This is a genomic window from Nostoc sp. DSM 114159, assembly GCF_053470285.1.
In genome coordinates, this window is sequence record NZ_JBPFEH010000001.1 from 8,315,952 (window position 1) to 8,336,183 (window position 20,232).

The following is a 20,232-nucleotide window of genomic DNA, read 5'->3' on the forward strand; positions in this document are numbered from 1 at the left end:
TTAGGTAAGCATTGAGCTTGGGTAATAGTTCATCAAGAATTGGTTTTAATCTGCTTGCCTGTTCATTTGTCAATAACTATCTGGCGTAGGCTAACCTCAACCAACTGATAGTTTCATACAAAGACCCTCTCGCAATCTTGACAAAACGCCGATTATCTTGGTCGTTGTACCTGCCTCTACCTTCTGCGATGTTCGCACAAATACTATCAGCAGACCGAACAATTTGTTTGCCCAGTGTATCTTTAGTAAAATTTTCCCATCCTTTAGCAATACGCCAAATTTCATTAGCTAGCTTTTGGGCAAGTTGATAAACTTCTAAGTCCTCAAAATCAAATATTCTTACAAAAGTCCATCGATCATTTATCGATCGATAGTTCCCAATTCTTAATGCCCCATACCCAATGCCCAATTACCGTGTAATTCTCCGCATATAATTTCCCCATAATTGAGCTGCTTGAGCACTGCTGCCAGATGTCGGGGAATTATTGTCGTTTCCTAGCCAAACACCAGTTACAAGTCGCTGACTGGGGATAAAACCAATAAACCACAAGTCAACGTTTTTATCAGTCGTGCCAGTTTTACCAGCTTCACCTAATCCAATGGCAGCACTACGACCAGTACCTCTGGCGATTACACCGCGCATCAAACTAGTCATTTCATCGGCGACATTAGTTGTCAACACTCGTTTGTTGGCACCTGGATCTTGGTCGAAGGAGTAGATTACGCGACAGGTTTTGATATCATTGCGATCGCTGCAATCACCACTGTCTAAAATTCGGTTAATGGCATGGGGAGGATTTGACACACCGCGATTGCCAATAGCGCCAAAAGCACCAGTCATTTCCAAAACATTGACTACGCTTTGACCCAGTACCAAACCGGGAACCGGATCGAGGTTTGATTTTATCCCCAAACGCTGTGCCATTGCCACGACTTTATCCAGCCCGATTTCTCTGGCAACTCGCAAGGCGATGGGATTCTCTGAAAGCGCCAGTCCGGTGGCAATATCTAAACTAGTATCAGCACCAGCACGACAGGGTTTATAAGTAAAGCCTTGCCAAGTTAAAGGGGCGCAAGAATAACTTTTTGATTCTGGAATTCCCTGTTGAATCGCGGCGGTGTAAGCAAAAATTTTAAAGGTGGAACCTGGCTGTCTTTTGGCTTGAACAGCACGATTGAACTGACTTTTTTTGTAATCAGTCCCGCCTACCATTGCCAGGATACTGCCTGTACTAGAGTCAAGAGTGACTAATGCTCCTTGAGAAAAATTAAAAGTTCTACCAGAGTTGTTCACCGAATTATTCAACGCTGCTTCTGCTTGTCTCTGTATGGTTGGATCGAGCTTGGTTTCAATGATATAGTTTCCCTCTCTTGCAGCTCCCTCACCCAAAATTGATTCGAGTTCAGAGAAGACGTAACTGTAAAAATAAGGTGCGATCGTTTTCGCTTGCTGTTCGCAGACTTTAGGACTAATTTGAACAGTGGAACGTCTAGCTCGGTTCGCATCCTCTGCTTTAATTTTGCCCATCTCCAGCAACCGCTTAATTACGCGATTTCGGTATTCAGCTGCTTCTAGCTTATTTGGCCCATCCCCACAAAAATCGAAGGCGTTGGGTGCTGGTAAAATTCCTACCAATGTTGCTGCTTCTGCCAAAGTTAATTCTTTAGCCGGCTTTTCAAAGTAATATCGGGCTGCATCCTCAAAGCCAGAGGTATCTCCTCCCAAAAAAACCCGATTTAAATACATCAGCAAAATATCATCTTTGCTGTAAAATGTTTCGAGTTTTAGGGCGACAACTGCCTCCCGCAATTTTCGGCCAAGGGTATCTTGTCTACCTACATACTCGCGGAACAAACTACGGGCAACTTGCTGGGTAACAGTGCTGGCTCCTTGTTGCACATCCCCGGTGCGACTATTAATCAACACAGCTCGTAAAATCCCCAGAGGATCAACCCCAAAGTGCCAGTAATAACGACTATCTTCTGAAGCCACTACCGCAGCAGGCAAATAAGGGCCAAATTCCTCTAATCGCTTCATGTCTACATGAGAGATTGTCCGAGGTTCTCTCAGGGGAGTGGCTCCATCACGGGCGTAAACAACTACTGGGGCGCGTGTCGCTGTCGGTAGAGGTCTGACTGAAAATTTCAGCCATTCGACGCCAATCACCAGCGTTAACAGGGCACTGACACCACCAACACCATAAGCTGTCCAACTTGCAGCTTTGACATACCATGCTGGTGGATCGACATATTGCAACCGTACAGAAGCGGCTAGTTCTGGGGGTCCCAGAGTCAGAATATCGCCGTGACGCAGTTCTAGAGAACTAACACGACGTTTCCCACGATAAATGCCATTGGTGGAGTTTTCGTCTTTGATCGTGAAAACTGGTGTGCGCTGAGTAGAATTCCGCGATAATGAGAGGTGAATTTGGCTGACAACAGGGTTACGGATAACGATATCGCTGGATTTCGAGCTACGACCGAGAATATAGCGATCGCCCAACAGTGGATATACCTCTGCTTTATCCGCCCCCGCATCCTGCACCCAAAGTTCTGGTACTTTGGCATTAGGCTTGAGCGCCAATTTTGAAAAATCGACCCTAGCTTGAATCGTATGTACTGCTTGAGTCAGTTGACCTAGTAACGTTTGTGGCTTGTGAGGGGGTTGGGGAGAACTCATCGGCTATTCACATCACAGTTTTTAATGAAGAATCGGGCGAATTACAATCAATTTTAGATGTTAGTCTTTCATCATTTTACTCATAAGCCAAAGCATAAATTAGCTATACGTAACTTTTTGAGCCAATTTATACTTTAATTTATGTTAATGCTTAAATTATTTTGTAACTTTAATCACTGTTTATATAAATAAATATTTCTTATATATTTTCAAAAGCTTATATAAGCTAGTATCAAGAGTTCAAGAACTACAGATATACTTTTTTCTTTTGTCTTTTTAAACACTAGTTGTCAATAAATAACAGATTTAATTTTTACCAATTTTACATATCCACATATTCTGAAACAAACCGAAATATCTTCATTTAGGAGGATTTTCTAAATCCTGGTTATCTGCTTTAATGGGGCGAGTGTTCTGTTGAGGTTAATTTGAGAAATGATGGGAAAATCTCTGAGCTTGATTGGTACAGCTTTATCTTTGGCACTTACCACTAATATTGCTGTAGCCGAATCCAGTAAATCCCCCATAGCCCAATCTAGTACCGACTCCACTAGTGCACCAGCGGAAATCAAGCTGTCACCAGAAGGTAAGAAAATTCTTTGCCAGAATTTTCCACTTAATTCACGTTGTCCCGGCGGCACAGCACTCACCCCTAGCGCTCCTGGTAGCACTACAGTACCAGCAGAAACAACACCAGCAGAAACAACAACGCCTGATAGCACCACCACTCCTGACAGCACAACTGCACCAGGAAGCACTCCTTCAGGATCTGGTACTCCCGAAACCACTCCAGCACCAGGAAGCACAACCCCATCGGCACCTGGCGCACCTAGCAACTTAACTCCACCACCAGGAAGCGTTACTCCAACCACTCCTGAAGGCGCACCTAGCAACTTAACTCCACCAGGAAGCTCAACCACTCCTGAAGGCGCACCTAGCAACTTAACTCCACCATCAGGAACCCCAACCACTCCTGAAAGCGCACCTACTACTCCTGGCAGTACTACCGAACCAGGAAGCACAACCCCACCAGAACAACCTGGCACTCCTGGCACTCCTGGCAGCAGCCTCGAACCCGGTAGCTCTCCCAGTACTCCCGGCTCTAGTTCACCAAAAACTCCTACGACAGGTAACTAAATTTAAAGCTGGGGCATAATCTAAATAATGGTTTGCCATCAGCGATCGTCGGTGCATCTTTCGTGAACTCTTGCACCAGTTTCCATAACTGGTGTTAGGTGACAAATAAAAATTGATAAAAACCTTATAAGTAAAGTCTTCGCATATAAGACTGAGCAAGGGTTTCACTAAGTCAATAGCCTGGGATTAATCATCCCAGGCTTAATAGTTTAATGGGATCTGCCAGTTGAAGTCGGTGTTTTTTGCAAGGAAGCAATTAACAGGCAAACAATACCGATACTAATAAATGAATCTGCCACATTAAATACAGCAAAGTTAATCAGGCGAAAATCAAGAAAATCAACGACATAGCCTAAAACAAAACGATCGATACCGTTGCCCATAGCTCCACCTAAAATCAAGCCATAGCCTAACTGATCCCACAAATTTAATGTTGGACCAAGTAACGCCAATGCTATCAATACTAAACTCACTCCTAAAGATAGCCAGCGCAACCACTCTACTTTCCCACTCAACAGACTAAAAGCCGCACCAGTGTTAGTGACATACGTAAAGTGAAAGATACCAGGTAAGAGTGGTAGTGTCTGTCCCAAGCTAAAGCTTTGTACTACCCAGTACTTTGTTATTTGGTCTAAGAAAAAAGCAATGAAAGCAGCGATCCAGAAAAGACGATTTTTTAAATGCATGGCGAATTAGTCATTGGTCGTTGGTCGTTGGTCATTAGTCATTGGTCATTGGTCATGAGCTTTTGACAAATGACAAAGGACGAAAGGCAATGAACTAATAAAACATTAAGTGACGCAATATATATGCTATTACAGTAACTGCACAGACCACGGTTAGTTGACCTGGTAGTGCAAACCAGGAATATCTAAGGATTGCTTGTATTAAGGTTAGATTTTCTGTGCCTTTCCACTGAAAAAAATAGCTAATAATTAAATAAGTAATACCGCATAGGTGGAGAGTTAATAAGCCACAGACACAACTGAAAGCAAGAGTTTCTAGTCGAGGTCTCGCTTTAAAAGCAACTAAGCCACAAATCCAAGCTCCAGGAATAAAACCTAGTAGATAGCCAAATTGAGACAATTTGACATAACCAATACCGCCGCCATCGGCAAATACTGGTAATAAGGTTAACCCCATGACTAAATAGGCAATTTGCGAGAGTGCACCCGCATTTTTGCCTCCTAAACAACCCACCAACAATACTGCGCCAATTTGAAAAGTGACACCTAAAGAAAAAGTCTGAATTCCGTGCTGACTCCAAGTCCAAGGAAAGGTGATGCCATAAACTTCTAAGAAGGTACCACCCATTGTCAGGAGTAAGCCAATCATAGACCATAGTAATTGATTGGAAGCAGCAAACATTTATCAGGCAACCAAGGAAAAGCAAAAGGGAAAACCAACAGCAACTAGTATATTCATTAATATTGAAATGAAATTTGTGCTGACATCTTAAGAACTAGCATATTTTCTTTTGCCTTTTTGGTATGTAATTTTTCAGTTTTACGAATTTCAGCTTAGGTGTCTATTGTCTAATTTTATTGACTGAGGCGTGTTCTGAATTCTGGTATTTGACCGTAAATATAGTAAAATCTATATTATTGAGCTTGGTATTTATACTATTTTTTCAGATAATTGCCTAAATTGAGCTACAAAGTGCTTAATATTTATAGTGCTTATCAGTTGAGTCTAATACAGACCTAACAAGAACAGCCACTTACCAAGGAAGTGAAATAAGATTCACAGCCTTTATCCTTTTAGGAGAGGTAGAAGTGTATTGGATACAAAGCAAAAGCGCTATTCCATACTAGAATTTTTTCACAACTGAGCCAAAGAATTTACTCTAATAATAAAGTTTTGTAAATGCGTATAAGCTACTTAAACCAGTGCTAGATGTAACTTGTGATTTAAGTAAGAGTATAAAAATTATCAAGCAGAACTAAAAATAAAGGTTTGTTCTTCATCAAAAAAAAACAAGCATTTTTTGTTCTATTAACCTATTGTTAATCTTTATTGCTGTCCTTTAGGAGTATCTTAGAAACGCTCACCTGAAAAGTTACTAAAAAATTGATAGCGATGCTCTCACGTCTTAGTGCAATAAAAACTCATCGCCTCACAGGTTCAATTTCAGTGTTAGCACTGACAATCAGCCTAGCAGCTTGTGGCGGACAGCAAACACCAGATGGTACAGCCACCAAAAATACGCCTTCTGGCACTGCTACAGATACTACTGCTTCTAGCCCAGCTAAATTAGACCTTGGCGGAACCATAAAGTTAAGCGGGGCTGGTGCGTCTTTTCCGGCACCACTGTACGATACCTGGTTCACAGATTTAAACAAAAAATATCCCAATCTGCAAGTTGACTATGCATCAGTTGGTAGCGGTTCTGGAGTTGAACAATTTATTAAAGGTACTGTAGACTTTGGTGCCAGTGATGTTGCGATGAAGGATGAAGAAATTCAGAAAGTCCCAGCAGATAGGGGTGTTATTTTACTGCCTGTAACTGCTGGTAGCATCGTGCTGGCTTACAACTTGCCTGATGTTCCAGAACTTAAACTGCCACGAGCTGTTTACGCTGATATTCTACTAGGCAAAATCACATCCTGGGATGATGCCCAAATTGCCAAGGCTAACCCAGGTGCAAAGCTTCCGAAAGAGGCAATCACAGTCGTTTATCGTTCCGATGGTAGCGGAACTACGGGTGTGTTCACAAAACACCTCAGCGCTATTAGCCCTGAGTGGAAGAGTAAAGTTGGTGAAGGCAAAACCGTCAACTGGCCTAAGGGAGTAGGTGCTAAAGGTAACGAGGGTGTTACTGCCCAAATCCAACAAACTCAAGGTTCCATTGGTTATGTCGAGTATGGCTATGCCAAACAAAATAGTCTCAAGTTCGCTGCTTTGGAAAATAAAGGCGGTAAGTTTGTTGTAGCTAGTGAGGAGTCAGCTTCTAAAACTCTCGAATCAGTACCTTTACCCGCAAATCTTCGCTCCTTCATTTCCGATCCCGAAGGGGCTGATTCCTATCCCATCGTTACTTACACCTGGATTTTGGCTTACAAGAAATATCCCAATGCGGCAAAAGCCAAGGCGATTGAAGCTGCAATCGAATACGCTTTAACTGATGGACAGAAGCAGGCTAGTGCATTAGGATATGTTCCTCTACCCTCAAATGTGATTACAAAGGTAGCTGCTGCTGCTGACCAAATCAGCCCAGAATATAAAATTTCTGTTGCCAGTGGTAATAGCGCTAGCAAGTAAGTAATAAAACACCCCTATCCAGTAGTAACTTTGTACACAGAGTTACTATTGTATAAGTCAGCTTAAATAGATGATGAGGCGACAATTTTACTCATCTGGTTGCCTCCATATTTTTCTCTGATTTAATTCTGAAAGTCGGTATTCATGACTACAAATTCTCAAAATCTGTCATCAGCGATGAAAAATCGCTCTGACGCCGAAAAATCCCTAGATTTGGGTTTTATCTGGCTGACTAAAATTTTCGCTTTTGGGGTTGCTGGTACTTTATTATGGATTGGGTGGCAGGTTGCAATTAGTGCTTGGCCTGCCATTCAACAGTTTGGTGTCAGCTTTTTAGCCAATACCACTTGGAATCCGGTTAATGATAGCTATGGAGTGCTACCCCAAATTTATGGAACTCTCTTGAGTTCTTTTATTGGTCTGCTGATTGCAGTACCAATTGGAATTGGTACTGCTGTTGTACTGAGCGAGGATTTTTTGCCCGCTAAAGTGAGACTGGTACTGGTTTTCGCAGTAGAACTGCTCGCAGCTATTCCCAGCGTTGTCTACGGGGTGTGGGGTATTTTCGTTTTAGTGCCAATCTTAACCAACTTGGGAAAATGGCTCAATGGTTACTTTGGCTGGCTGCCATTTTTTAGCACTTCTCCTACAGGTCCAGGAATGTTACCTGCGGGAGTCATCTTAGCAATTATGATTTTGCCCATCATCACAGCCTTATCCCGCGATGCCTTGATTTCTGTACCTCCAAGTTTGCGCCAAGCCTCTATAGGGCTGGGAGCAACCCGCTGGGAAACAATTTTGCAAGTTCTCATTCCAGCAGCTTTTTCGGGCATAGTTAGTGCTGTGATGCTGGGACTTGGCCGGGCAATGGGAGAAACAATGGCTGTAACGATGTTAATAGGAAACTCCAACAACATCAGTCTTTCTCTTTTAGCACCAGCCAATACAATTTCTTCTCTACTGGCAAATCAATTCTCAGAAGCGAGTGGTTTGCAAGTTGCGGCTTTAATGTACGCGGCTTTAATTTTATTTTTTTTGACACTGGTAGTCAATATTCTGGCAGAGTTGATCGTTCTGAGAGTCAAGCGAATATAGCTTAGTTTTGAGTTAAATTATGACTTCTAATTTTCCAGAGCGCAGTTTAACTCGCTCTCCCACGTCTCAAAGGACACTGTTTAATACAGTAATGACCGTAATCGCTTTTACTTGCGGAGTATTGGCACTTTTACCTTTGCTAGCAGTGCTTTCTTACGTGATTATTAAAGGCTTTAGCAGTCTGAATCTGGCCGTGTTTGTTGAATTGCCACCTAAAGCTCTCCAAAAAGGAGGAGGCTTTGGTAATGCAATTTTAGGCACGCTACTGATGGTAGGAATTGCTGCCTTGATTAGTATTCCCTTTGGAGTTTTAGGGGCAATTTACATCACAGAATTTAGTTCGGCGAAAGTAGCTAGATGGGTGCGTTTTGCGGCTAACGTCCTTAGCGGAGTCCCCTCCATTATTGCTGGGGTATTTGCCTATGGGATTGTAGTTTTGACAATGGTAAAGTTGAACTTAGGATCGTATTCAGCTCTAGCTGGAGGGTTTGCACTGGCAATTTTGATGTTGCCAATTATTCTGCGAACTACTGATGAAGCGTTACAGTTAGTATCGCAAGATTTGCGACAAGCTTCTGTAGGGTTGGGAGCGACTAACTTTCAAACTGTAAGTCAAGTAGTCTTACCAGCAGCTTTACCAGCTATTGTAACTGGGGCAACGCTAGCGATCGCCAGAGCATCTGGAGAAACCGCACCTTTGCTATTTACTGCCCTATTTTCTAACTTTTGGCCAGATGGTTTATTCCAACCAACAGCTTCCCTGGCTGTTTTAGTTTACAAATACGCCATTTCTCCGTTTAAAAATTGGCAATCTCTAGCTTGGGCAGCATCTTTGATTTTGGTATTGATGGTTCTAATCACAAGTATCATCGCTCGCTGGGTAACTCGCAAAAAAGCTTAGTAAGCAACTATCCACAGTGCAGATCCCCATCGCTCAAACAAACACTAGATTTAATTTATGGCTACCAATACTAGGACAGTGAATGACACTGATACCGTTTTACGCACTGAAAATCTCAACGTTTACTATGGCAAGTTTTTAGCCTTACAGAATATTTGGCTAGATATACCCAAAAATCAGGTTACTGCTTTTATCGGCCCTTCTGGTTGTGGTAAAAGTACGTTGTTGCGATGCTATAACCGTCTCAATGACCTGATTGAGTCATTTCGGGCAGAAGGTAAAATACTTTTTTATGATAAAAATTTGTATGCATCCGACATCGACCCTGTAGAAGTGCGTCGAAGAATTGGGATGGTGTTTCAAAGACCAAACCCATTTCCCAAATCAATTTATGACAATATTACTTTTGGAGCCAAAATCAACGGCTATAAAGGTAATTTGGATGAATTGGTAGAAAGCAGTCTCAGAAAAGCAGCTTTGTGGGATGAAGTCAAAGATAAACTACAGCAAAGTGGCTCGTCTTTATCTGGCGGACAACAACAACGGTTATGTATTGCTCGCGCGATCGCAGTACAACCTGAAATTATCCTGATGGATGAACCTTGCTCTGCTCTTGACCCCATTTCCACCTTGCGTGTTGAAGAACTGATTCACGAACTTAAAGAGCAATATACTATTGTCATTGTCACCCATAATATGCAGCAAGCAGCGCGTGTTTCTGATAAGACAGCCTTTTTTAATGTTCGGACTTCCGAAACAGGAACCCGTAATGGCTATATGGTAGAGTATGATGCAACAGAAGTAATTTTCAACAATCCTCAGCAGGAAGATACTAGAGATTACGTCAGCGGCAAATTTGGATAAATATTTATTTCACATTACATTGTTGATATTAAAGCAATGAGGGATACTCGGAAATTAAAGTTGTGCGATATTCCTCTATGTTTTTTATTTGAAGGACTTTTTTCTTCCCAACAAACTTCATCTCCATGCTGTCTGATGTCTATTACTTGGTGCGCTCAAAAACTGACGGGAATTATCTGATAGCTCGTCCTGATACTGAAACATCTTATTTATTGCTGTTTCAAGAAAACTTTGACGCCCTTAGCTATCTCAACGCCCATGCAGCAGAAGTGGCAAATCGTTTTGCTGTAGAATCCATTGCGCGTACACAGTTGGGAAATTTGCTCAAACGCTGGGGTTTTAGCGGTGTGGGTATTGTGACTGACCCGTTATTGCCCAAAGTTGAATTTTTACAGCACAGTTAACTAATTCGTAATTCGTAATTCGTAATTTTATATTAATTAAATAGTTGTGCGTAGGCGTAGCCCTTCTCCTGTCGGAGACGCTGCGCGAACGGCTACGCTCAGGAACCACCCGTCGTAGACATCGCACAAGTAAAATTAGGTAATATGGGTGAACTCAATTCATCAGCATTGAATAAGGTAGCAATTAGTTTTATTACCTTAGTTGCACTTCCGTAATCTATATGATATTCCTTATAAAGAATAATAATTTTGGCATTCTTTCTAAGGAATACTATACTTTGAGGTAGGAAGTGAATTGGACTTGGGAACTTTATCAAGATTTCAATGGGGGAATCCCCAAAGATTTGCTTGCTTTTTTCATTAGGATGATTCCTGAACAGGAGCAACCAGAAAATCCACCAAAGCCATTACTAAGTCTTTCCGAAACTAGGCGTTTGCAAGTTAACCTTGGCTACCTGTGTAATAAAGGACTCGCATCACTCACTAGTGGCATCTTTGAGAAACTCGAAGATGACCTGTATGAGTTACGTATGACTAAGAGCGAACATAATCCAAGGTTTATTTTAACGGCTGCAACTCCTCAGCGATTTGTTGTGCTGCACGCCTTTATGAAGAAATACAACGACGCTATTAAAGATAGAGACAAAGAGCCTGCAAGAGTAAGATTGCGTGAATTGCAGTTGAGGGAAAAGTCATGAAAAAGCCTAATTTTCAAGCTTGGTTACAGCAGAAGGTAAGCGACGAACCAGAGGTGATTTTGGCGGGAAAGTTAGAGTATTTGCGCTTATATCTTACTGATGCTATGCGGGAAATACGTAATAAAGCAGGATTGACTCAGGCAGAGCTAGCGCAAAAACTGGGAGTAAAGCAAGCGGCTGTGTCTAAATTGGAGTCGGCGTTAAAAGAACATGAGTTGGAATCGGTGTTGCACTATTTACATACCTTGGGTGCAGATTTGCTGGTAGCCGTCAAACAAGGGGATGACTTATATCAAGCTAGTGATAACGAAGGTATGTTGCTGGTAGATGTACCAGATGTAGTTTTCCAAAAAGCATTGGCGGCAAACATGAGTGTGCGGGAATATGTGCGCGTCGCCGTTGAGAAGTTTTCTGGCGAGGATGATGGACTGAAAACAGCTTTAGTAAAACTGCTGGAAAGTGACGATTCGGTAGCGATGAAAGTAAGAGCGCGTTTGGGTTCAAGGACAATCCAAGAAGTTGCTGTAGAGTTGGAAAAATGTTTGAGTCTATCTGAAGAAGATAGGATTTTCGCTGTGAAAAATGTTTTGGCTGCTAATGTGGCGTGTGGAGAAAGTAATCGCGGAACCAGTGATGAAGTTGATGAAATTGAGTTGTTAGATTTAGCTGAAGAATTGCTAAATAAGTTGGCAGATATTTAGGATGACACAGACTACAATCTACCTTGGCTTACTTAACAAAGTAAGTCCTTATGGTTCAGGAAAAACAATCTGACCGTCAACAGAGATTAGACACTTTTTTACAAGCTGTAGAAGCTGCTCAAAAAGTGCAGGATGACATCATAAAGTATGGGCTTGAAGCCGCTTATTTATATTGTGATGATGTTGATGGAGATTGGCTAGAAACATGGGGATAAGAGGGAGATGAGCAGCAAAATTTTGTTGAATTAGTGACTAATTTCCTGCAAAGTGATGACTTGGTAGCGGTGAGGCTAAAAAAGCAGCTAAAAGATAAATCGCCCAAGAGATTGCTGTTGAGTTGGAAAGATGTTTGAGGTTCTCGAAAGAAAAAGAGCGGATTTTTGGTGTTAAAAATGTATTAGTGAGTAGTCTGACGGTTGCAGAAAGTAATCGCGAAACTAGTGATGAAATTGATGAAATTGAGTTATTGGATATAGTTGAAGAATTGATAGAAAATTTATCAGAAGTTCTGGGTAAGCATTACTAGTAACTTGACTGAATCAATATGGTAAAAGGATTTGGTACAGGACAAAAAATTGTTAAAAAAAGACGCAAAGACTATATAGAGTTTTTGCGAAAGATATTATGGGCAGTTAGAAAGAGTAAAACTGATATAAAAGCGATTTATCGATTGCTTAAAGAGAATTTAAACAAACTGGATAATAATTTACCCTCTGTACTACGAGATTGGGCAACTGCAAGTCTACCAACACTGGAGCCAGATCAAGCTTATGAAAGAGCTTTAGCTATTGGTAATTTCAGCAAAATAATACAAGAACTCCCGGAACTTGAACCATTCAGGAGAGCTACATATATTGAAATTGCTATTGTTGGCTATGAATTCGCACTTCTAGTTTTTACTCAAGAGTCATTTCCTCTAAGAAAGGCCGAGATACAATATGATTTAGGTAACGCTTACTGTGACCGTCTTCGCGGTGATTTCGTACAGAATATAAAGCAAGCAATTACAGCATTTCAAGATGCTTTATCAGTCTACACTTATGAGAATTTTCCAGAAAATTGGGCTAGCATCCAAAATAATTTAGCAACTGCTTACTCTGATTGGAGAGGTGGTAATAGAGAGGAAAATTTGGAATTAGCAATTTTATGCTGTAACAATGCTTTACAGATTTATACTCATCAGGATTACCCAGAAGATTGGGCAATGGTTCTTAATACTCTAGGTTCTGCCTATCGAAATCGTATAAGAGGAAATCCCTCAGAGAATTTACAGCTAGCAATCAGTTACTATAAAAGTGCTTTAGAGGTATATAAACACGAATCTCACGCAGAAGATTGGGCGATGGTGCAACATAATCTCGGCAATGCCTACCGTGAGCTTTGTGAAGGAAATCTAGAAAAAAATTTAGAGCAAGCGCTTTGTTATTTCAAGGTTGCTCTTAGCTGGCGTTTACCTAAACTTGTAGAAGTGTTTCTGTCTTGCTGTGAAACTAATTTGGGTACTCCTTCCTTAACTGATGATATTCTTACTCTCTCCACAGGTTTTTTGTGTGCTGGTGCTAGAAGCGTTGTTAGTACTTTGTGGTCAGTCAATGATTTAGCCACAGCATTATTTTCTATTTTTTACTACCAGCAGCGACAAGAAGGTAAAAACCGCCCTGAAGCATTACAGAAAGCCCAAATTCAGCTACGAGAATTTACAAAATTAGACCTAAATAAAATATTTCAGGAAGTAGAAGCAAGGGAAAAAGAACTGATAGGAAATAGAAAAAAATATCCTTTAGATTCTATCGAATATCAACAATGGAAGCTTGAATATAATATGTATACTAAATTGAACAGACAAATTAAAAAAATCGAAAACTCTACTCAGCAATTTCCCTTTTCAAATCCTCATTACTGGGCTGCTTTTATTTGCCACGGTTCACGGTGAGAAAATAATAGTATTGGGGCAATTACTCGCCTTATTCATAAAGCTGATTAGAATTTGGTAATAATTTAGGATTCAAAGTTTGGTCTAAATTGTAGGGACAGATTTCTGGAAAAACATTTTCACCCAACTCATACCAATTTGAAAAATTATTGCGACAGATGGAAAACTGAAACATTTATCCAATGGATGTTTCACAATCCAAAATCGTTCGACTGAGCGACTTGCCTTGAGCGAAGTCGAAAGGAGCCGAAGTCTAAAATCTAAAATCCAAAATGGTATCAGTTTCTCGAATCGCTAAAGCCAAACCTAGTTCATAAACACTGAAGAAAACTTCATCAAGATAGGGTTTCAAACTAGGGCTATCTTGCAGAAGAGAAGCAGCTTAATTTGAACACGTTCCTCTCGAATTGTACCCAACCAGCTATTGCTACGTTTTTCAGGTTGAAATTGCCATTTTAGTAGATGTCCTAGCAATACTCCTAGCCGATTTCGCAATTCTTGCCGTTCTCTTGTGCCCAAAGTTTCAATTTCTTCAATCAGGTTAACTGTATCTAATTGTTCCCACTGTTGAATTTTGAGCAAGCTAACCTGCTTTTGCGTCCAATCATAGAAATCTGTTTCATATAGGTGAGATGTGTACATTTTTTCCAGTTTATTTACACCTATTTACTTACCTATCCCTGCGGTAACGCTTGCACTAAAATCCAAAACTTGTACTGAGCGACTTGTGCCGAGCGAAGTCGAGGTAAGTCGAAGTATCTAAAATCCAAAATCTAAAAATAAATATTGGGTTTAACGATGCCTACGGTAGCAAGCTACGCTAAACCCAACCTCAAATAATCTAAAACCTCAGAACTAATTCGCTACTTCAGCCACCTCAATAACTCGCCCTTCATAGTCCTTGACCAAAAAGTTCAGGGGTTTATGGTTACGAATCTTCAATTTCAAACCGCGCATTTCGACTCGCATTAAAATCATTTCCAGGCAGTCGTGGTCAAAACAAACGTGGCGTTGCTGATTTTTACTACCTAAACTTGCACCAGTAATGACGTGTAGCTGGGTATTTTTCTTCAATTGATACCACAGCCCATCGTTGGCATTATTCATCATTTTGCTAGACAAGCTCGGCCCTGTAGACATATATAAGGGATCGATGCCAGTTGCGCCTATAGTTTGTTCGTAGTTGTAGTAGTAGTGCAATGGCACCTCTGCTGCTGGCAAATCTAGCAGTCCTTCATACAACTGTCGGGCAATCTCCAAATCTGACACCATTACAGTGTGTACTTTTGGGGCACTGGTGAGAAACATCCACATAGCACCAGCGTAAGCTGCTAGCAGCATCACCATAATGCCTTGGGTGGAGAATAGGCTATCTAAGGGCAGGGAAGGCAGAAAGGAGCCTAAAGTAAGGGGACTGAGCAGGAACGAGATCGCACTAACTACTATAACCATGAACAAATAAGGATTCTTTAAGAGAGTTGATTTTATGATTGTCGATTAAGACTAAAATTAAGTCCTTGTTTTTAGTTTATCAATACTCAACTAGTCTGAGTCTTGTCTACAAACTGAGCAACACCAAGATATTATGCGATTAACTAGGGGAGTGCAATTCCCAAAACTATTTTAACAATTATCAACTCCAAGACTTGTGCAAATTCCTCATTTTCCCGAAGCTAATCACCCACTGGTGAAGTCGCTGTTCCATCACAGCGACCATGAACTACTGACTCTGTTTCAGCGCTATCCAGATGCCGGAAAGTACTTTACGGTGATTTTTTGCCGTTATAGCCCCATAGTCTACACCTTAATTCGGCATTCGGCGCGATCGCCTGTGCAGGCAGATTATCTGTTTGCCCTTACGTGGCGACATATTTATTACGAACTCGGTGGACTCAAGTTAACTGACTCTGAATCAGGTGAGGAAGCCTTGACTATGCAGAATTGGTTAATTAATATGACAGCTTTCTGTATAAATGAGATTAAACTACCACCCACAGAAGCAATTCATTATTCTCTGCAAACGACTTCACCGCCGCTATGGTGCTACGTACAACAGGCATTAGACCAACTACCGCCAGTTTTACGATTAATTGTGTTAATGGCTCAAACTTTCCACTGGAGTGAAACTAGAATCGCTGCTTATCTACAAGCTGAAGGAGAAGCGATCGCTTCTAACGAAGTAGCCAATTTTCTCCAGGAAGGCTATCGTATGCTAGAGGATAAATTGCCCACAGATATCCGCGCTATATACTTTGGAGAAGATTTGGCTCAATCAGAACTTAAGTAGAAATGCGTATATTACTTGTCTTCAATTTTAAAACTTAAAACTTTTTCTTAGACCTTCTACTTAAACCCGCAACTTTACGGGTAATTTTTATGAAACAACGGCTTGTATTTCCCTGCCAAAAGGTAGGCTTAATTTGTGTAGGTGCGATTTCTTGTCCCCAGGTACTTTTACACAGCTTTTTACTGTTTGCTTTTTTGCTGAGTCCTGTCGCGGGTGCGGTTGATATTTCCGAACAACTCCATCGCCCTTTAAATAATTCCGTTGGGCGACAATCAAGAGATGAAGCAGACGGTTTGCTGCGTATTGGTCAACAAGAATACGCTTCAGGACATGCCGACAAAACAATTGCGTCTTGTTTGCGAGCATTAGAACTATATCATTCCATTGGCGACCTAAAAGCACAAGGTTTGACATACAATTTGCTTGCTAAGGCTTATGTGCAGCTTGGTAGTTCAAAAGAGGCAGAAGATGCTTTCAGAAGAGGATTAGCGATCGCTCGTGATATTAAAGACTTTCAATCTCAGATTTTTGTGCTGAATAATATCGGTACATTTCTGCTGCAAAAAGGCGAATCTGCTGCTGCTGGTGAAACAATTGAAGATGCACTCGCAATTGCTCACGGGGTGAAAAATATTGAAGGTGAAGGATTGTCTTTGAGTAATTTGGGTTTGGTAAGTGCCAGGTTGGGAGATTATAACAAGGCGATTAAACTGTATGAAAATGCTTTAATTTTCCGCCGTCAGACTGGCGATGCCATCGGTGAAGCAAATACCTTGAATAACTTAGGAGATGCTTATTTAGCATCTGGAAATTATCAAGATACCATTGCTACTTATGGTGAAGCAATGCGGACAGCTAAAACCAATCGCGATCGCACTAATCAATTACGGGCAATTGACGGTTTAGTTACGGCTCACACTGCTGTAGGACGTTACGAACGCGCTTTTGACTTACTAGAGGAGCGTTTAGCACTCGCTAAAGAATTGCAAAATTTACGCGAAGAATTAAAATCTTTTGAATCTTATGCCCAGTTATATAAGCAACAAGGTAATTACCTAACTGCCCGCAATTTTTACGAAAGGGCAATTATACTGGCGCGGACATTGCAAGATAGCAGACAAGAAGTGCAATTGCGGGATCAATTAACTCAAATGCTTCAGCGAAAGTAGCAATAAGACACCGAAAATCTTTTGCATTATTGAAAGTAGGGGCAATTCATGAATTGCCCCTATTTTGTATAAGTTAATTCACGCCTTAGCCCGACTAATTCAAGAACACTGAACCGTTTCGTTCAATTCTCATCGCACTTCTGCCCTGTGTTGCATTAGTGGCTTCCTTAAATGTGACTTCCAAACTTCCTGGTTCTGAAGAACCTTGCGGAGTCACTATTAACTGTCCGCCATCTTGTCGTTCAAATGTTACTGTTACTGGTGCTTTTAAAGCTTGCAGCGTTACATCTGACTTACCTTCTAGCGATCGCGGTGCGGTATCGCCAATCACTTGGAAAGTTATCCTAGCCGCAGTATTATTCACTAACTTGATATTCACCATCCCGTTAGTGAGTGCGATCGTCGCATTGGGGGCTTGCCGTGGTTCTACCTGTGGTTGTTGGTCATTGGAAACGGTAGGTGGTGAAGGCTGTTGAGTTCGATCGCCAGGAATTGGGCGTGATGGTCTAGCACCTGGTTGTGGTGGCACAGGAGACACTTGCCCCTCAGCCGGAGGAACTGGGCGTGGTGGTACGGGAGATACTTGCCCCTCAGTTGGAGGAACTGGGCGTGGTGGTGTGACACCTGATTCTGGCGAACCGGGAGCCTGAGAGCGGTTGTAGGGTGGTTCGCTAAAAATGCTGGGACTTGGGTTAACCTTGACAGGAGAATTTTGTGCTAATACTTGAGGAATTGCTGGCAGACTAATTAGCAATCCCCCACAAAGAGCGCCAAATAACTTGCTAGACTGGCGAAAATTTTGAGACTTCATATTCATTCTTGACTCCTAGAAAACTTCGATTTGTTTGTTAAAAAAATTTCTCTAGCCGAAAATTAAATTAGGTTTTAATCGGTCTTTGAGTACATCTAAATATTCAACCAACCACTTGATTTATCGCATCTAGCTAAAGATACGAAAATCATCTCAAAAATTTTGAAATATTTCATTCTCAAGATTTGAAATGTTAATCATTGTCATTAAATACATTTCGATCGCAGTCAAATTCAGCGTACTACGAGAGGATTTATTTTCTCGATCGTAATTAAAGTCAAATTGAATCGAATAAAATTTTACATCTATCACAAGAAATAAAAATTTATTAATAAATTAATACTCAAGAGTTATTGGCAAAGTGATAGTAAAGGTAGTACCAATGCCTTGGGCACTTTCAACTTGAATATGACCGTGATGATGTTCGACAATAGCTTGAGCGATCGCTAATCCCAATCCTGAACCTGTAGCGCTAGCTGTGGCTGTATTTCCTGTTCTATGAGTACGTGCTGGATCTACTCGATAAAAGCGGTCAAACAAACGTGGTAGTGCTTCCGCTGGAATTCCAACTCCGGTATCACTCACCTTAACTTGCAACTGGGCACTGGTGTTACGTAGTCCAGAAACACGATTTATTCCTTCTATCCGCGCCAATTCCACTTTCACGCGTCCACCTGCTGGAGTGTAATGCAAAGCGTTAGCAATTAAATTTGTGAACAGCCGCACCAATTGATCCCAATTACCTACAAGGGTGAACCAATTCTCCAGTAATTCGGGGCTAGTTTCAGAGATAGGAGGGTCAACTAAGTCTAGAGAAAGGGCAATTTCTTTTTCAGGGATTAACAATTGTTGTTCTTCAACCACCTCTATTAGCAAAGCGTCCAACGGACAAGGTGAAAAAGTATCTTTGCTAATACCGCTATCTTGTCTTGCTAGGAAGAGTAAGTCATTGACTAACTTACCTAAACGTTGCGTTAACCGTTCCACCACCTTTAACTGTTGTCGATATTGTAAAGAAGTAGTCGTTTCTGTTTCTGCTAAATCCAAGTCAGCAAGGGCAACCTGCACGTTAGTTTGAATCAAAGTGATCGGACTTCTCAGTTCGTGGGAAGCATCAGCAGTAAATTGTTTAAGACGTTGATAAGATTCACCCACCGGTTCCATCGCTTTACCGGAAAGAAACCAACCACTTGCACCTACAGAAAGCACCATTAATCCAATACCTAATGCCAAATCAAAAATTAACTGGCGACTAGGTTTAGTAACTTCAAACCAGGGATGACTAACGCGCAGATATCCTAATACTTGTCGCTTCACTTCTACGCGTTGGGTGACTTGGCGTAATAAGAGTGGGGAGTTAGAAATTTTGAATTTTGAATTTTCACTTTCTGCTTTGACTACGCGTACAGTTTCACCAGTGCGATTGACACGAATGGGAATATTTAGGGGTTCAGATAGCGTTGACCAAAGTAATTTACCTGTTGGACTAAACCATTCTAAATCAATGTGGTCATCTTCTCCAGTGTCGGTATTATTACCAAAACTGGCTTCTACATTAATGCGAAATTTATCTGTATCAGTATTAATTGGCTCAAATATTAGTGTAGATGCACAACCACTGGTTGTGAGACAACGCTCCACTATTTCCACTACATGGTTAAGGGTGTCATCAATCCGCTCAATCAGTGTAGTACGAACGTATAAATAAACGCCACTGGCAAACAGTAGCAGTAATACAGCAGTGACCGCAGTGTACCAAATTGCAAGACGGCGGCGAGTAGCTTGAAACATCTTTTCACCTACTTCGTGTTAAGAATAATTGGAAAGTGCTTTTTATTATTAACAACTTTGCTCAAAACAATACTAGTTTTATTTTTTGCGATCGCATCAAATTTTAAAGCTCAAAAACATCTTACTTTGTCTGCAAAAATAATTATAGATACAACTCAATACCGTTCAGTTAAGAAAATCGTCGGTTGGGTAGAACTTTAGTGTTACCCAACAAAGTCAAGGAAGTGTTGGGTTGTGCTTTGCTTAACCCAACCGACAATTTTTATTAACTAGTTTTTCAGCAGAAGTTAGTTATACCAATTTGAAAAAATAATGCAACAAATAGACCATTTGTAGAGACGCGATGAATCGCGTCTTTACCAAAGGATATGTTGCAATCATTAATTGAATTGGTATAACAGTTGAGTATTTTTTCTGTTGCAAGTCACTTGAATACGAGACGCTGTACAAAAAATAGTACAGCGTTAGTTAGGAACGAGCATCTAAAAAAGCGTTATTAC

Annotated in this window: 20 protein-coding genes and 1 pseudogene; 13 read left to right on the forward strand and 8 right to left on the reverse strand. The window is 41.1% G+C overall.

Features of this window, described 5'->3' with window-relative positions; all coding sequences use genetic code 11:
• Nucleotides 1–76 precede the first annotated feature (76 nt).
• Together ACR5KR_RS34925 and ACR5KR_RS34930 are read right to left on the reverse strand one after the other, a co-directional pair.
• The gene (locus tag ACR5KR_RS34925; RefSeq protein ID WP_448269993.1) at nt 77–409 is read right to left on the reverse strand and encodes a four helix bundle protein; all 333 of its coding nucleotides are present in this window, start codon (nt 407–409) and stop codon (nt 77–79) included.
• Complete coding sequence (locus ACR5KR_RS34930; protein ID WP_445629700.1) at nt 410–2,680, reverse strand: transglycosylase domain-containing protein; 2,271 nt, start codon at nt 2,678–2,680, stop codon at nt 410–412.
• A gap of 435 nt (nt 2,681–3,115) precedes the next feature.
• Here ACR5KR_RS34930 and ACR5KR_RS34935 point away from each other — a divergent pair, with 435 nt between their 5' ends.
• Nucleotides 3,116–3,817, forward strand: coding sequence for a hypothetical protein (locus tag ACR5KR_RS34935; RefSeq protein ID WP_448269995.1), 702 nt, complete (start codon nt 3,116–3,118; stop codon nt 3,815–3,817).
• Nucleotides 3,818–4,026: 209 nt separating this feature from the next.
• On the opposite strand, the gene lspA is transcribed toward ACR5KR_RS34935, so the two are convergent.
• Together lspA and ACR5KR_RS34945 are read right to left on the reverse strand one after the other, a co-directional pair.
• Nucleotides 4,027–4,503, reverse strand: a complete 477-nt coding sequence (gene lspA / locus ACR5KR_RS34940; protein ID WP_445629702.1) for a signal peptidase II — start codon at nt 4,501–4,503, stop codon at nt 4,027–4,029.
• Between the two features lie 94 nt (nt 4,504–4,597).
• Nucleotides 4,598–5,185 (reverse strand): biotin transporter BioY, encoded by a 588-nt coding sequence (locus ACR5KR_RS34945; protein WP_448269998.1) that lies wholly within the window; start codon nt 5,183–5,185, stop codon nt 4,598–4,600.
• A gap of 711 nt (nt 5,186–5,896) precedes the next feature.
• On the opposite strand from ACR5KR_RS34945, the gene pstS reads away from it, so the two are divergent.
• From pstS to ACR5KR_RS34995, 10 genes are all read left to right on the forward strand, one after another.
• Nucleotides 5,897–7,078 (forward strand): phosphate ABC transporter substrate-binding protein PstS, encoded by a 1,182-nt coding sequence (gene pstS, locus ACR5KR_RS34950; RefSeq protein WP_448270000.1) that lies wholly within the window; start codon nt 5,897–5,899, stop codon nt 7,076–7,078.
• Nucleotides 7,079–7,222: 144 nt separating this feature from the next.
• The gene (gene pstC, locus ACR5KR_RS34955; protein WP_445629704.1) at nt 7,223–8,173 is read left to right on the forward strand and encodes a phosphate ABC transporter permease subunit PstC; all 951 of its coding nucleotides are present in this window, start codon (nt 7,223–7,225) and stop codon (nt 8,171–8,173) included.
• Nucleotides 8,174–8,192: 19 nt separating this feature from the next.
• On the forward strand, nt 8,193–9,074 hold the full coding sequence (gene pstA / locus ACR5KR_RS34960) for a phosphate ABC transporter permease PstA (RefSeq protein ID WP_448270002.1): 882 nt from the start codon (nt 8,193–8,195) through the stop codon (nt 9,072–9,074).
• A 57-nt stretch (nt 9,075–9,131) separates the two neighbouring features.
• Nucleotides 9,132–9,938 carry a phosphate ABC transporter ATP-binding protein PstB gene (gene pstB / locus ACR5KR_RS34965; protein WP_322694172.1) on the forward strand — a complete coding sequence of 269 codons (807 nt, stop codon included), beginning with the start codon at nt 9,132–9,134 and terminating at the stop codon, nt 9,936–9,938.
• Between the two features lie 125 nt (nt 9,939–10,063).
• Nucleotides 10,064–10,342: a hypothetical protein gene (locus ACR5KR_RS34970; protein ID WP_448270003.1), complete on the forward strand. Its 279-nt coding sequence runs from the start codon at nt 10,064–10,066 to the stop codon at nt 10,340–10,342.
• Nucleotides 10,343–10,632: 290 nt separating this feature from the next.
• Nucleotides 10,633–11,040 carry a type II toxin-antitoxin system RelE/ParE family toxin gene (locus tag ACR5KR_RS34975; protein WP_448270005.1) on the forward strand — a complete coding sequence of 136 codons (408 nt, stop codon included), beginning with the start codon at nt 10,633–10,635 and terminating at the stop codon, nt 11,038–11,040.
• Nucleotides 11,037–11,741 carry a helix-turn-helix domain-containing protein gene (locus ACR5KR_RS34980; protein ID WP_448270007.1) on the forward strand — a complete coding sequence of 235 codons (705 nt, stop codon included), beginning with the start codon at nt 11,037–11,039 and terminating at the stop codon, nt 11,739–11,741. Before ACR5KR_RS34975 ends, ACR5KR_RS34980 begins: the two co-directional genes overlap by 4 nt.
• Before the next feature lie 50 nt (nt 11,742–11,791).
• Nucleotides 11,792–11,956, forward strand: a complete 165-nt coding sequence (locus ACR5KR_RS34985; RefSeq protein WP_448270009.1) for a hypothetical protein — start codon at nt 11,792–11,794, stop codon at nt 11,954–11,956.
• Between the two features lie 134 nt (nt 11,957–12,090).
• On the forward strand, nt 12,091–12,267 hold the full coding sequence (locus ACR5KR_RS34990) for a hypothetical protein (RefSeq protein WP_448270011.1): 177 nt from the start codon (nt 12,091–12,093) through the stop codon (nt 12,265–12,267).
• A gap of 18 nt (nt 12,268–12,285) precedes the next feature.
• A complete protein-coding gene (locus ACR5KR_RS34995) occupies nt 12,286–13,674 on the forward strand; it encodes a CHAT domain-containing protein (RefSeq protein WP_448270013.1) in 1,389 nt (462 codons plus the stop codon).
• Nucleotides 13,675–13,954: 280 nt separating this feature from the next.
• Here the strand turns inward: ACR5KR_RS34995 and ACR5KR_RS35000 are convergent.
• Nucleotides 13,955–14,316: pseudogene (locus ACR5KR_RS35000) on the reverse strand (DUF29 domain-containing protein); the annotation flags it as partial.
• A gap of 213 nt (nt 14,317–14,529) precedes the next feature.
• Complete coding sequence (locus ACR5KR_RS35005; RefSeq protein WP_445629713.1) at nt 14,530–15,126, reverse strand: glyoxalase-like domain protein; 597 nt, start codon at nt 15,124–15,126, stop codon at nt 14,530–14,532.
• A gap of 196 nt (nt 15,127–15,322) precedes the next feature.
• Here ACR5KR_RS35005 and ACR5KR_RS35010 point away from each other — a divergent pair, with 196 nt between their 5' ends.
• The gene (locus ACR5KR_RS35010; protein ID WP_445629714.1) at nt 15,323–15,961 is read left to right on the forward strand and encodes a sigma-70 family RNA polymerase sigma factor; all 639 of its coding nucleotides are present in this window, start codon (nt 15,323–15,325) and stop codon (nt 15,959–15,961) included.
• Nucleotides 15,962–16,050: 89 nt separating this feature from the next.
• On the forward strand, nt 16,051–17,130 hold the full coding sequence (locus tag ACR5KR_RS35015; RefSeq protein ID WP_445629715.1) for a tetratricopeptide repeat protein: 1,080 nt from the start codon (nt 16,051–16,053) through the stop codon (nt 17,128–17,130).
• 94 nt (nt 17,131–17,224) lie between these two features.
• On the opposite strand, the gene ACR5KR_RS35020 is transcribed toward ACR5KR_RS35015, so the two are convergent.
• Both ACR5KR_RS35020 and ACR5KR_RS35025 read right to left on the reverse strand, forming a co-directional pair.
• Entirely contained in the window at nt 17,225–17,947 is a 723-nt protein-coding gene (locus ACR5KR_RS35020) for a hypothetical protein (protein ID WP_448270016.1), read from the reverse strand.
• 330 nt (nt 17,948–18,277) lie between these two features.
• Nucleotides 18,278–19,732: a sensor histidine kinase gene (locus tag ACR5KR_RS35025; RefSeq protein WP_448270018.1), complete on the reverse strand. Its 1,455-nt coding sequence runs from the start codon at nt 19,730–19,732 to the stop codon at nt 18,278–18,280.
• Nucleotides 19,733–20,232: the final 500 nt, after the last annotated feature.

Bases quoted from the DNA above. Each gene is read 5' to 3' on its own strand.
- ACR5KR_RS34935 (WP_448269995.1), top strand. From the start codon at position 3,116: ATGATGGGAAAATCTCTGAGCTTGATTGGTACAGCTTTATCTTTGGCA.
- ACR5KR_RS35020 (WP_448270016.1), bottom strand. From the start codon at position 17,947: ATGAATATGAAGTCTCAAAATTTTCGCCAGTCTAGCAAGTTATTTGGC.
- ACR5KR_RS34930 (WP_445629700.1), bottom strand. From the start codon at position 2,680: ATGAGTTCTCCCCAACCCCCTCACAAGCCACAAACGTTACTAGGTCAA.
- ACR5KR_RS34945 (WP_448269998.1), bottom strand. From the start codon at position 5,185: ATGTTTGCTGCTTCCAATCAATTACTATGGTCTATGATTGGCTTACTC.
- ACR5KR_RS35015 (WP_445629715.1), top strand. From the start codon at position 16,051: ATGAAACAACGGCTTGTATTTCCCTGCCAAAAGGTAGGCTTAATTTGT.
- pstB (WP_322694172.1), top strand. From the start codon at position 9,132: ATGGCTACCAATACTAGGACAGTGAATGACACTGATACCGTTTTACGC.
- ACR5KR_RS34970 (WP_448270003.1), top strand. From the start codon at position 10,064: ATGCTGTCTGATGTCTATTACTTGGTGCGCTCAAAAACTGACGGGAAT.
- ACR5KR_RS35025 (WP_448270018.1), bottom strand. From the start codon at position 19,732: ATGTTTCAAGCTACTCGCCGCCGTCTTGCAATTTGGTACACTGCGGTC.
- pstA (WP_448270002.1), top strand. From the start codon at position 8,193: ATGACTTCTAATTTTCCAGAGCGCAGTTTAACTCGCTCTCCCACGTCT.
- lspA (WP_445629702.1), bottom strand. From the start codon at position 4,503: ATGCATTTAAAAAATCGTCTTTTCTGGATCGCTGCTTTCATTGCTTTT.
- ACR5KR_RS35005 (WP_445629713.1), bottom strand. From the start codon at position 15,126: ATGGTTATAGTAGTTAGTGCGATCTCGTTCCTGCTCAGTCCCCTTACT.
- pstS (WP_448270000.1), top strand. From the start codon at position 5,897: ATGCTCTCACGTCTTAGTGCAATAAAAACTCATCGCCTCACAGGTTCA.
- ACR5KR_RS34985 (WP_448270009.1), top strand. From the start codon at position 11,792: ATGGTTCAGGAAAAACAATCTGACCGTCAACAGAGATTAGACACTTTT.
- ACR5KR_RS34980 (WP_448270007.1), top strand. From the start codon at position 11,037: ATGAAAAAGCCTAATTTTCAAGCTTGGTTACAGCAGAAGGTAAGCGAC.
- pstC (WP_445629704.1), top strand. From the start codon at position 7,223: ATGACTACAAATTCTCAAAATCTGTCATCAGCGATGAAAAATCGCTCT.
- ACR5KR_RS34995 (WP_448270013.1), top strand. From the start codon at position 12,286: ATGGTAAAAGGATTTGGTACAGGACAAAAAATTGTTAAAAAAAGACGC.